General features: G+C 73.4%; 10 protein-coding genes. 7 read left to right on the top strand and 3 right to left on the bottom strand.

The window, feature by feature from the left end; genetic code table 11:
- Positions 1–183, bottom strand: a 183-nt coding sequence (locus tag QWY28_RS13020; RefSeq protein WP_300952981.1) for a hypothetical protein, incomplete at its 3' end; no start/stop codon positions are given.
- Positions 184–853: 670 nt separating this feature from the next.
- Between QWY28_RS13020 and QWY28_RS13015 the strand changes: the two genes are divergently transcribed.
- The 4 genes from QWY28_RS13015 to QWY28_RS13000 are packed head-to-tail and all read left to right on the top strand — an operon-like array spanning position 854 to position 5,443.
- On the top strand, positions 854–1,324 hold the full coding sequence (locus tag QWY28_RS13015; protein WP_300952980.1) for a (2Fe-2S)-binding protein: 471 nt from the start codon (positions 854–856) through the stop codon (positions 1,322–1,324).
- Positions 1,321–3,813: a xanthine dehydrogenase family protein molybdopterin-binding subunit gene (locus QWY28_RS13010; protein ID WP_300952979.1), complete on the top strand. Its 2,493-nt coding sequence runs from the start codon at positions 1,321–1,323 to the stop codon at positions 3,811–3,813. Before QWY28_RS13015 ends, QWY28_RS13010 begins: the two co-directional genes overlap by 4 nt.
- Complete coding sequence (locus tag QWY28_RS13005) at positions 3,810–4,670, top strand: FAD binding domain-containing protein (protein ID WP_300952978.1); 861 nt, start codon at positions 3,810–3,812, stop codon at positions 4,668–4,670. Before QWY28_RS13010 ends, QWY28_RS13005 begins: the two co-directional genes overlap by 4 nt.
- A complete protein-coding gene (locus QWY28_RS13000) occupies positions 4,670–5,443 on the top strand; it encodes an SRPBCC family protein (RefSeq protein WP_300952977.1) in 774 nt (257 codons plus the stop codon). The genes QWY28_RS13005 and QWY28_RS13000 overlap by 1 nt, the downstream gene beginning before the upstream one ends.
- Here the strand turns inward: QWY28_RS13000 and QWY28_RS12995 are convergent.
- The gene (locus QWY28_RS12995; RefSeq protein WP_300952976.1) at positions 5,421–6,782 is read right to left on the bottom strand and encodes an MFS transporter; all 1,362 of its coding nucleotides are present in this window, start codon (positions 6,780–6,782) and stop codon (positions 5,421–5,423) included. The two genes, QWY28_RS13000 and QWY28_RS12995, sit on opposite strands and share 23 nt — an antisense overlap.
- A gap of 60 nt (positions 6,783–6,842) precedes the next feature.
- Positions 6,843–7,481: an alpha-ketoglutarate-dependent dioxygenase AlkB gene (locus QWY28_RS12990; protein ID WP_439117252.1), complete on the bottom strand. Its 639-nt coding sequence runs from the start codon at positions 7,479–7,481 to the stop codon at positions 6,843–6,845.
- A gap of 96 nt (positions 7,482–7,577) precedes the next feature.
- On the opposite strand from QWY28_RS12990, the gene QWY28_RS12985 reads away from it, so the two are divergent.
- The 3 genes from QWY28_RS12985 (at position 7,578) to QWY28_RS12975 (ending at position 11,687) form a co-directional block, all read left to right on the top strand.
- Entirely contained in the window at positions 7,578–8,327 is a 750-nt protein-coding gene (locus tag QWY28_RS12985) for an ABC transporter ATP-binding protein (protein ID WP_300952975.1), read from the top strand.
- Positions 8,324–10,861 (top strand): ABC transporter permease, encoded by a 2,538-nt coding sequence (locus QWY28_RS12980; RefSeq protein ID WP_300952974.1) that lies wholly within the window; start codon positions 8,324–8,326, stop codon positions 10,859–10,861. The genes QWY28_RS12985 and QWY28_RS12980 overlap by 4 nt, the downstream gene beginning before the upstream one ends.
- A 121-nt stretch (positions 10,862–10,982) precedes the next feature.
- Entirely contained in the window at positions 10,983–11,687 is a 705-nt protein-coding gene (locus QWY28_RS12975) for a GntR family transcriptional regulator (protein WP_300952973.1), read from the top strand.
- Positions 11,688–11,704: the final 17 nt, after the last annotated feature.

The raw sequence follows: 11,704 nt of genomic DNA, 5'->3' as shown, positions 1-11,704 counted from the left end.
GGCCAACCGCAGCTCGAGCGCCTCAGCCTGGGCGCGGAGTCGGGTGGCTTCCAGGAGCGTGGCGGCGACCTCGTCGTCGGACATCCGCCACAGGTCCGAGGTGGCCGCTGCGCGGACCTTCCTGCGGGACTTCGCGACAGCACGGCACACGGTGTGCGCGTGGTGTCTCGAGTCCTTGACCATGACTCCACTCAAGCACCCGCCACCGACAGTCAGACCGCTGTTTCCCCAGGTCAGGCCGCATGTTGGACAACGGTCTGGGGCGATCTTCCGGTGGGTTTCGAGAGGGTCGCTGAGCGACCTCCTCGACCAGCCGGAGAGCCGGACGACCACCGCAACCCCCCCGCCCACCCATCCTGTAGCTGCCGCCACCGCAACCACCCACGGCCAGCAGGCCGCAGTCGGCTCACCGGGTCTCGACAACGTCGGCGCTGGCGCGCCTCCTGCTCGACCAACGGGGGCTCGGCGGGTTTCGAGACGGTCGCTGAGCGACCTCCTCGGCCAGCCGGGAGCCGGACGCCTACCGCACGTCGCGGCGTACCTCTCCCGTAACTGCCTCCACCGCGACCATCCCGCGGCCAGCAGGCGGGAGGTCGGCTCACCGGGTCTCGACGACGTCGGCGCTGGCGCGCCTCCTGCTCGACCAGCGGGGCTCAGCGGGTTTCGACGTCGCTCGCCGGCGCTCGCTGCTCGACCAGGGGGCGCTCACCGGGTCGCGACGTCGTCCGCGCTCGCGCGCCTCCAGCTCGACCAGCGGAGGCGGTCGCCACCGCGGCCGGGCGGACCAACGATCACCCAACCGTGGCGACCTAGCGTGAGCCGGGTCACACCCGGCGTCCACCCGAGGAGAGTCATGGTCCGGATCAACCTCACCGTCGACGGCGCGAAGGTCGCCGACGACGTCGAGCCGCGCATGCTGCTCGTGCACTACCTCCGCGAGAAGCTCGGCAAGACCGGCACGGTCGTCGGCTGCGACACCAGCAACTGCGGCGCGTGCACGGTCCACCTCGACGGCACGAGCGTGAAGTCCTGCAACGTGCTGGCGGTCCAGGCCGACGGCGGCGAGGTGACGACGATCGAGGGCCTCTCCCAGAACGGCGAGCTGCACCCGGTGCAGGAGGCGTTCCGGGAGTGCCACGGCCTGCAGTGCGGCTACTGCACGCCGGGGATGATCATGCAGAGCGTCGACCTCCTCAAGGAGAACCCGCAGCCCTCCGAGGAGGAGATCCGGCTCGGGCTCGAGGGGAACCTCTGCCGCTGCACCGGCTACCACAACATCGTCAAGGCCGTGCAGCACGCCGCGGGCCAGGGGGCCCAGGCATGACCGCCACCGAGGCCCGCCCGGAGGCCACCGCGCCGGAGCGGGAGATCGGCAAGGACCGGCGCCGCAAGGAGGACCAGCGGCTGATCACCGGCCGCACCCGGTGGACCGACAACATCGTGCTGCCGGGCATGCTGCACCTGGCGATGGTCCGCAGCCCGTTCGCGCACGCACGGATCACGAGCATCGACACGACCGAGGCCAAGCAGAGCCCGAACGTCGTCGACGTCGTCAGCGGCCAGGACCTCGCCGAGACCCAGGGCGTGCTCATCAACGCCTGGCCGATCACGCCGGACCAGAAGACACCGACGCACCTCCCGGTCGCCATCGACCGGGTCGCCTTCGCCGGCGAGATCGTCGCGGTCGTGGTCGCGCGCAGCGCCGCCGAGGCGCGGGACGCCGCCGAGCTCGTCGACGTGGAGTACGACGAGCTGCCGGCCGCCCTCGACCTGAAGGAGGCCGCGGCGGACACCGTCCTGGCCCACCCCGACCTCGGCACCAACAAGTCGGCGTACTGGGTCTTCGACTCCGCCGAGGCCGGCACCGGCGGCGCCGTCGACGAGGCCATCGCGCGGGCCCGCGAGAGCGGCGGCATCGTGCTGGAGCGGGAGTACCGCCAGCAGCGGCTGATCCCGGCGTTCATGGAGCCGCGCTCGACCGTCGTGGACCCGACCGGGGAGCAGCTGACCGTGTGGTCGGCGACCCAGATCCCGCACATCCTGCGCTTCGCGCTCGCCGCGACCACCGGCATCCCCGAGTCCAAGCTCCGCGTCATCGCCCCCGACGTCGGCGGCGGCTTCGGCGGCAAGCTCCAGACGACCCCGGAGGAGTGGATCACCGTCGCGCTGGCCCGCCGCACGGGCAAGCCGGTGAAGTACACCGAGACCCGCAGCGAGTCGCTCATGGCCGGCCACCACGGCCGCGACCAGTGGCAGAAGCTCACCCTCGCGGCGGACGCCGACGGCTCGGTCACCGGCCTCAAGGTCGAGCTGCTCGCCGACCTCGGGGCCTACGTCTCGCTCGTCGGCGGCGGCGTGCCGGTGCTCGGCGCGTTCATGTTCAACGCGATCTACAAGTTCCCCGCCTACCACTTCGCCGTCCAGACGGTGCTGACCAACAAGACGTGGACCGACGCCTACCGCGGCGCCGGCCGCCCGGAGGCGACCTTCGCGATCGAGCGGCTGATGGACGAGCTGGCCGCCGAGGTCGGGGTCGACCCGCTGGAGATCCGCGAGAAGAACTGGATCAAGCACGAGGAGTTTCCGTTCACCACGGTGGCGGGCCTGGAGTACGACTCCGGCAACTACGAGCTCGCGACCGCCCGCGCCAAGGAGCTCTTCGGGTACGACGAGCTGCGGGCCGAGCAGCGCCGGCGGCGCGAGTCCGGCGACCCGGTCCAGCTCGGCATCGGGGTCTCCACCTTCACCGAGATGTGCGGGCTGGCCCCCAGCCGCGTGCTGGGCCAGCTCGACTACGGCGCGGGCGGCTGGGAGCACGCGAGCGTGCGGATGCTCGCGACCGGCAAGGTCGAGGTCGTCACCGGCGCGAGCGCCCACGGACAGGGCCACGAGACGGCGTTCAGCCAGATCGTCGCGGACCGGCTCGGCGTGCCGTTCGAGGACGTCGAGGTGCTCCACGGTGACACCCAGATCGCCCACAAGGGCCTGGACACCTACGGCTCACGCTCGCTCGTCGTCGGCGGGGAGGCGCTGGTCAAGGCGACCGACAAGGTCGTCGAGAAGGCCAAGGTCGTCGCCGCGCACATGCTGGAGGCGTCCGCCGACGACCTGGAGTTCACCGGCGGGCGGTTCGCGGTCCGCGGCACCGACCAGGGCGTCGCGATCCAGGACGTCGCGGGCGCGGTGTTCGCCGCGCACGACCTGCCCGACGGGATGGAGCCCTCGCTCGACTCCGACGCGACGTACGACCCCGTCAACTTCAACTACCCGCACGGGACCCACCTGTGCGCGATGGAGGTCGACACCGAGACCGGGGCGCTGCGGATGCGGAAGTACGCCTGCGTCGACGACATCGGCAACGTCATCAACCCGCTCATCGTCTCCGGCCAGGTGCACGGCGGCCTGGTGCAGGGCATCGCGCAGGCGCTGTGGGAGGAAGCGGTGTACGACGACTCCGGGACGTTGGTGTCCGGCTCCTTCGTCGACTACCTGCTGCCCACGTCGGCCGACACGATCAGCTTCGAGGTCGACCACACGACGACCCCGTCGCTGACCAACACGCTCGGCACCAAGGGCGTCGGCGAGGCCGGCACGATCGCCTCGACCCCGGCGGTCGTCAACGCGGTCGTCGACGCGGTGCGCCACCTCGGCATCCACGACATCCGGATGCCCTGCACGCCCGAGCGGGTCTGGCGGGCGATCCAGGACGCCGGCTCGGGCGGCGAGCCGACCACCGGTGCGGCGGCCCCGCACTTCGACGCGTCGACGGGCATGGACGGCACCGTCGACCGGACCGCAGGAGGTGCCCAGTGATCCCCGCACAGTTCGACTACCTCGCCCCGACCACCGTCGAGGAGGCGCTCGCCGCGCTGGCCCAGCACGGCGACGAGGCCAAGATCCTCGCCGGCGGGCAGAGCCTGCTGCCGGTGCTCCGGATGCGGCTCAACGCGCCCGAGATGGTCATCGACCTCGGCCGGATCCCCTCGTTGCGCGGGATCCGCGACGACGGCGACGCGGTCGTCGTCGGCGCGATGACGCCGCACACGGTGGTCGGCTCCGACCTGCTGGTCGCCGAGCACGCCGCGCTGGTGAGCAAGGCCATCGAGCACCTCGCCGACGCCCAGATCCGCCACCGCGGCACCTTCGGCGGGGCGCTGGCCCACGCCGACCCGGCCGGCGACCTCGGTGCGCCGACGCTGGCGCTCGGCGCGCAGTTCGTCGTCCAGGGCCCCGGCGGGACCCGGACGGTCCCGGCCGAGGAGTTCTTCGTCGACCTCTTTGAGACCGCGATCGGCGAGGACGAGATCCTCACCGAGGTCCGGCTGCCCAAGCACACCGGCTGGGGCGCCCACTACGAGAAGTTCGTCCGCGTCGCCCACCAGTGGCCGATCGTCGCCGTGGCCGCCGCGGTCCGGGTGGAGGGAGGCACGATCGCCGAGGCGCGGATCGGGCTGACCAACATGGGCAGCACGCCGTTACGGGCCCGTGCGGTGGAGGAGGCCCTCGCCGGTCAGCCGGCCACCGAGGACGCCGTCCGGGCAGCCGCCGCGCACGCCGCCGAGGGCACCAACCCGCCCTCGGACCTCAACGGCGACGCGGACTACCGTCGGCACCTCGCGACGGTCCTGACCCGGCGGGCCGTCCTGACCGCGGCAGGAGCAGGCGGCTGATGGACCTCCGGCACGAGTTCACCGTCCCGACCGGCGTCGAGGAGACCTGGGCGCACTTCAACGACATCGCGTCGGTCGCCGAGTGCTTCCCCGGCGCGGTCGTCACCTCGGTGGAGGACACGACGTTCACCGGCACGGTCAAGGTCAAGCTCGGCCCCATCGCGCTCGTGTACGGCGGCTCCGGCACGTTCGTGGAGAAGGACGAGACCGCGCACTCCTTCGTCGTGGAGGCCAAGGGCAAGGACAAGCGCGGCAACGGGACGGCCGGCGCCACCGTCACGCTGACGATGGCGCCGTCGGGCGAGAGCGGCGCGACCGACGTCGTCGTGGTGACCGACCTGTCGATCACCGGCAAGCCGGCGCAGTTCGGCCGCGGCGTGATGCAGGACGTCTCCGACAAGCTGCTCGGGCAGTTCGTCGCCTGCCTCGAGCAGCGGCTGTCGGCCCAGCCCGAGCCCGAGGCCGCCCCCGCGACGACCCCGACCCCGGCCGAGGAGTCCGCGGCGGAGTCGCTCGCCTCGGGGACGGCGACGTCCCCCGACGACGAGGTGACCGCGGACGAGGTCGCGCCGGTCGTCTCGGGCACCGACGCGCAGCCGGTCGCGCCCCGGCCGGCGCCGGCGACCCGCCCGGCGCCGGGCGGGGGCAACGACGCGCTCGACCTGGGCGCGTCGGTCCTGCCGGTGCTGCTGAAGTCGTACGGCAGGCAGGCCGGCGTCGGCCTGCTCGTCGTGCTGCTGCTCGTGCTGCTCAGGCGCCGCCGGCACCGCTGACCGGGCCCGCGAACGGCTCGCCGGTCGCCCCGGCCACGGCGGGCGCCGTCTCCTCCAGCGGAGCCGGCGCCCGGACGCCGTTCACCCCCGGCGGCAGCTGCCGCTCGACCCGTGCGACGGAGAGCACGGCGACGCCGAGGCAGCCGGCGACCAGCACGCCGACGTACGCATCGCCCAGCGAGTGCCCGACGAGGAAGCCCGCGACGGGCGGCGCGACGACCTGGGCGGACTGGAACGCGGCCGAGCTCAGCGCGTTGTAGCGGCCGCGCAGGTGGTCGGGGGCCAGGTCGTTGACCAGCGCCGGGATCGTCGGCTGGAGCAGCGTCTCGCCGAGGGCGAAGACCGAGGCGCAGGCGGCGACGAGCACGGTCGCGCCGACCGTGCCCGGCACCAGGCCGGAGCCGCCGAGCAGCAGCCACGCGCCGGCCCACACGAGCGCCATCACCGCGATCACCCGGGTCCGCCGCCGCCCCTCGATCCGCTGCAGCACCGCCAGCTGGAGCACCACGATGACCAGCGTGTTCGCGGCGAACGCGATCCCGAGGCCCTGGGTGGACACCTCGCCGACGGCCCGGGCGTACGCCGGCATGCCGGCGTTGAGCTGGGCGTACCCGACGAACGAGGCGGCGAAGCCGAGCGCCATGAGCGAGGCGACCGCCGGGCGCCGCAGCACCGCGAGGTACGACGACGGCTCCTGCGCGGCGTCCTCGTCGTGCTCGGGGCGGCCCGCGACGTGGCGCAGCGGCACCGCCAGCAGCGCCAGCGCCGGCAGGTAGCTGACCGCGTCGGCGAGGTAGATCGCCTGGAACGTCACGACCTCCTCGACGTCGACCACCACGCCGCCGACGACCCCGCCGATCCCGATGCCCAGGTTGAGCAGGGTGAAGTTGACCCCGAAGTACCGCTGGCGCAGCCCGCGCGGCACCACGGCGGCGATGAGGCTCTGCGAAGCCGGCCAGGAGACGCCGGCCGCGATGCCGGTCATCGCGAGCGCGACGCCCGCGGTGAGCGCGTCGGTGGCCGAGGCGAGGAGCACGTTGCCCGCCGAGAGCAGCACGAGCGTGCCCATGAGGATCCGGCGGGCACCGAACCGGTCGATGGCGGTGCCGCTGGGGCCGACGACGAGCAGCCCGGCCAGCGGCGGCACCGCCAGCAGCAGGCCCACGTCGCTGAGCGCGATGCCGCGGACCTCGTTGAGGTAGACGACGTGGAACGGCAGCACCAGGCCGGTGCCGAGGAACTCCAGGACGACCACCGAGAGCAGCAGCTTCCCCTCTCGGGGGAGGTCGTGCCAGAAGGAGGAGAGGGTCAGGCGTGACGTCGGGTCCGAGCTGCTCATGAGGGGAACAAGTGTCCCAGCGGCCGCCGACGTCCGGCACGCGGGTTTCGGCCCCGGCGCTCAGAAGACGTTGAACGGGCGGAACTGCACCGAGATCCGCGGCCCCGCGTGCGCGACCTTCGGCACGGCGTGCTCCCAGGTGCGCTGGCAGGAGCCGCCCATGACGAGCAGGTCGCCGTGGCCCATCTCGATCGAGATCGACTCACCGCCGCCGCGCGGTCGCAGCTGCAGCCTCCGCGGGTCGCCGACGGAGACGATCGCGACCATCGTGTCGCGGGTCGAGCCGCGGCCGATGGTGTCGCCGTGCCAGGCCACGCTGTCGCGCCCGTCGCGGTACCAGCAGCAGCCCGCCGTCCGGAACGGCTCCCCGAGCTCGGGCAGGTAGTGCTCGCTCAGCGCCTCGCGGGCGTCGGTGAGCACGGGGTGCGGGAGCTCCTCGCCGATCATGTAGGTGTGCAGCAGCCGCGGCACGTCGACGAGCCGGTCGTACATCTGCCGCTTGTCGGCCCGCCACGGCACCTGCGCGACCATCGTCTCGAACACCTCGTCGGCCCGCGGCAGCCAGCTGCGGCACACGTCGACCCAGGCGCCCTCGGTCAGCGGCATCCGCTCGGTCCGCGCCAGGGACGCGACCAGGGTGGCGCGGGGCGGCTCCTGCGCCGGAGCCTCCGCCTGGAACAGCGAGGTCTGGAAGTCCACCCACCCAGGCTATCGAACGGGTGTTCGACGCGCGCTCACCCGCAAGGAGGAACGTCGGGTGGCGCGGTGTCGGTGCGGGGCGCGATCGTGGGACCCATGACCGAGCCGGCCGCCCGCGTGCGCCACCTGACCAAGACCTACGGCACCGGCCAGGCGCTCGTGCGCGCCCTCGACGACGTCAGTCTGGACCTCGCCGCGGGCGAGTTCACCGCGGTGATGGGGCCCAGCGGCTCGGGCAAGTCCACGCTCATGCACTGCTGCGCCGGGCTCGACACCGCCGACTCCGGCGAGGTGCTCATCGGCGGTCGCGACCTGACCGGCATGGGCGACAAGGCGCTGACCCGGCTGCGGCGCGACGAGATCGGCTTCGTCTTCCAGTCCTTCAACCTGGTCCCCACGCTGACCGCGGGGGAGAACATCGTGCTCCCGCTGTCCATCGCGGGCCGCCGCCCCGACCAGGAGTGGTACGACGCCGTGGTCGCGGCGGTCGGGCTGGGCGACCGGCTCCACCACCGGCCCACCGAGCTCTCCGGCGGGCAGCAGCAGCGCGTCGCCGTCGCCCGCGCGCTGGTCAGCCGCCCGCGGATCGTCTTCGCCGACGAGCCCACCGGCAACCTCGACTCGCGCTCGGGTGCGGAGGTGCTCGGGCTGCTGCGCCGCAGCGTGGACGCCCCGCCCGAGGAGGGCGGCGGCCAGACGGTCGTGATGGTCACCCACGACCCCGTCGCGGCGGCCTACACCGACCGGGTGGTCTTCCTCGCCGACGGCCGCGTGGTCGACGAGCTGCGGCGGCCCGACCGCGAGCAGGTGCTCGAGGTCATGGCCCGGATGAGCGCACCCGCATGATCCGCGTCGCGCTCAGGAGCCTGCTCGGGCGCAAGCTGCGCCTGCTGATGAGCACGTTCGCGATCGTGCTCGGCGTCGCCTTCGTGGCCGGCTCGCTGGTCTTCTCCGACACCCTGGGCCGCAGCTTCACGGCGCTGTTCGCCTCCACCGTCGGCGACGTGGTGGTCCGGCCGGAGGGCGGCACGACCGCCCAGGGTGCGCCCTCGACCCGGACGCTCCCGGCCGCGCTCGTCGGGGAGCTCGCCGACGTCCCCGGGGCGGCCCGCGCCGACGGCAACGTCACCGCGGTCGGGGTCTTCGTGGTCGACACCGACGGCAAGGTCGTGGGCGGACTGGGCCCGCCGGCGCTCGGCGGCAACTGGAACGACGCCCCTGCGGGCCACGGCCTCACCGGCCTGGTGGTCCAGGAGGGCCGCGAGCCGCAGCGGGCCGGCGAGGTGGTGCTCGACCAGCGGACCGCCGAGCGCGCCGGGTACGACGTCGGCGACACCGTCCCGTTCGTCACCTCCACCGACCGCCCCGAGCTCGAGGCGGAGCTGGTCGGCATCGCCGAGTTCGCGGAGGGCGGCTCGCTCAACGGCGCGACGCTCGCGCAGTTCGCCACCGCTACGGCGCAGGAGCTGTTCCTCGACGGGCGCGACGTCTACAACGACGTGTGGGTGACCGCGGAGGACGGGGTCACCCAGGAGGAGCTCGCCGAGCGGGTCCGCGAGGTGCTGCCCGACGGCGTCGAGGCGGTGACCGGCGACGACGCCGCCGACGAGAGCGCCTCGGACCTGCTCGAGGCGGTCTCGTTCCTGACCACCTTCCTGCTGATCTTCGCCGGTATCGCGCTGGTCGTGGGCTCCTTCCTCATCGTCAACACCTTCTCGATCCTCGTCGCGCAGCGCAGCCGCGAGCTGGCGCTCCTGCGTGCCCTCGGCGCCTCCACCCGGCAGGTGACGTGGTCGGTCCTGCTCGAGGCGCTCGTGCTCGGCGCGGTCGGCGCGAGTGCCGGCCTGGGCCTCGGCGTGCTGCTCGCGATGGGCATCCGGGCGGTGACCGCGACCTTCGGCCTCGACCTCACCGGGCAGGGCCTGGTCTTCGAGCCGCGCACCGTCGTCGCGGCGTACGCCGTCGGCGTGCTCGTCACCATGGCCGCGGCCTGGCTGCCGGCCCGGCGCACCGGGCGGATCGCGCCGGTCCAGGCGCTGCGCGACGACGTGGCGCTGCCGGAGAGCTCGCTGCGCCGCCGGCTCGTCGCTGGGCTGGCGCTGGCGGTGGTCGGCCTGGCCGTGCTCGCGGCCGGCCTGTTCGCCGACGTGCCGCGCGCCGGCTGGTGGGTCGGGCTCGGCGTCCTGGCGGTGCTGCTGGGGGTGGCCGCGGCCAGCCCGGTGCTCAGCCGGCCGTTCCTGGCGGCCGCGCGGGCGGCGTACGCCCGGGTCTTCGGGGCCGTCGGCAACCTCGCCGGGCAGAACGGGCTGCGCAACCCGCGCCGCACGACCGCGACCGCGTCGGCGCTGATGATCGGGTTGACCCTCGCCTGCACGATGGCGATCCTCGGCGACTCGGCGAAGGCCACGGTCGACCGCCAGGTGGCGGAGAGCTTCGTGGGCGACTACGTCGTCAGCAGCGCCTTCGGCGGCGAGTTCTCCCCAGCCGTCGCCGATCGGATGGCCGACGTCGACGGCGTCGCCTCCGTGCTGCGCGAGCGGTTCGCGTTCGGGGAGCGCGACGGTGACGGGCAGGGCGTCGCCGCGACCGATCCCGGCAGCGTCGACGACCTCGGCCTGCGGCTGGTCGAGGGCTCGGCGGACCCGCTCGGCGACGAGACGGTCCTCGTCGAGGAGTCGTGGGCCGCCGACGAGGGCATCGCCGTCGGGGACACCGTGACCCTCGACCTGCCGGCGGGGGAGACGTCGTGGGAGGTCGTCGGCGTCTTCGAGGACAACCCGATCGTGTTCTTCCCGCTGCTGACCACCACCGGGACGCTGCTGGCGGCCGGGTTCCCCGATCGCGACAACTACGTCGTCGTGGACGCCGAGCCGGGCGCGACCGGCGTGCAGGAGCGGCTGGAGGAGGTGGTCGCCGCCAACCCCGTGGTGACGGTCAAGGACGAGGCCGGCTTCGCGCAGGAGCAGCGCGAGCCGATCGACCAGCTGGTGCTCATGGTCTTCGCGCTGCTGGGCCTGGCGCTGGTGATCGCGGTGCTCGGCATCGTCAACACCCTCGCCCTCTCGGTCATCGAGCGCACCCGCGAGGTCGGCCTGCTCCGCGCCATCGGCCTCAGCCGGGCCCAGCTGCGCCTGATGATCACGCTGGAGTCGGTCGTCATCGCGGTGCTCGGCGCGGTGCTCGGGGTCGTGCTCGGCACCTTCTTCGGCGTCGTGCTGATGCGGGCCCTTCGCGACGAGGGGCTGGAGGTGGTCAGCGTGCCGGTCGGGCAGCTGTCGGCGTTCCTGGCGGTCGCGGTGGTCGTCGGCGTGCTGGCCGCCGTGCTGCCGGCGCGCCGCGCGGCGCGGCTCGACGTCCTGCGCGCGATCGCGACCGACTGACCGGACCGGCCGGATCGGGCCTCCGGACGGCGTCCGCTGCCTCACGTCCGCGTTTCCTTCGCCAAACCGGGGACAGGGGTGGTCTGGTCCGCCTACGCTCACCCTCGTGGACGAAGTGCTGGTGACTGATGGACGTGCGCTCAAGCACGTCCAGGTGCGCGAGTACGTGCGTTCCCTGGTCACCGGGTGCGCTCCCGGATCGCCCGCTCCCTCGGAGCGTGAGCTGGTCCACCGTTTCGGCGTCGCACGGATGACCGTGCGCCAAGCCATGGACGCGCTGGTCGTGGAGGGTCTGCTCGAGCGGATCCCCGGCCGCGGAACGTTCGTGGCGCGGCCGCGCCGCACCGCCAGCAAGATCACCGGCTACACCGAGGAGATGAACCGGCGGGGCCTCCTCGCCGAGTCCCAGACCCTCCTCGCCCGCCGCGAGCAGGCCGGCCCGGGCGTCGCCCGAGCGCTCAGCCTCAGCGAGGGCGACGCCGTCATCCACTGGCGCCGGCTGCGTCGCGCCGACGCCAAGCCGATGTGCCTCGAGGACGCCTATCTCAACGAGGTGCTCCTGCCCGGCTTCCTGCAGAGCGGCATGCCGACCAGCCTGTACGACGCGCTGGAGTCGCGCGGCCTGCGCCCGACCTGGGCCGAGGACTCCATCACCGCCGACAAGGCCACCACCGAGGAGGCCGCGCTGCTCGAGGTCGAGGCCGGTGCCTCGGTCCTGCGGCACTCCCGCCGCGCGATCGCCGGCGAGAAGGTCGTCGAGGTCTCGCGCACCGTCTACCGCGCGGACCGGTTCACCCTCTGGGTGCAGCTCGGCCAGGAGTCCTGAGGGTCTTCCTCGGCCTG

This window comes from Nocardioides oceani, assembly GCF_030412965.1.
Taxonomy (GTDB): Bacteria; Actinomycetota; Actinomycetes; order Propionibacteriales; family Nocardioidaceae; genus Nocardioides; species Nocardioides oceani.
Note: the sequence above shows the minus strand (reverse complement) of the source record. Positions and strands in the feature narration are given on the sequence as shown.

Excerpts from the sequence above, each read along its gene's own strand:
- QWY28_RS13000 (WP_300952977.1), top strand. The coding sequence starts at position 4,670 with ATGGACCTCCGGCACGAGTTCACCGTCCCGACCGGCGTCGAGGAGACC.
- QWY28_RS12980 (WP_300952974.1), top strand. The coding sequence starts at position 8,324 with ATGATCCGCGTCGCGCTCAGGAGCCTGCTCGGGCGCAAGCTGCGCCTG.
- QWY28_RS12995 (WP_300952976.1), bottom strand. The coding sequence starts at position 6,782 with ATGAGCAGCTCGGACCCGACGTCACGCCTGACCCTCTCCTCCTTCTGG.
- QWY28_RS13010 (WP_300952979.1), top strand. The coding sequence starts at position 1,321 with ATGACCGCCACCGAGGCCCGCCCGGAGGCCACCGCGCCGGAGCGGGAG.
- QWY28_RS13015 (WP_300952980.1), top strand. The coding sequence starts at position 854 with ATGGTCCGGATCAACCTCACCGTCGACGGCGCGAAGGTCGCCGACGAC.
- QWY28_RS12985 (WP_300952975.1), top strand. The coding sequence starts at position 7,578 with ATGACCGAGCCGGCCGCCCGCGTGCGCCACCTGACCAAGACCTACGGC.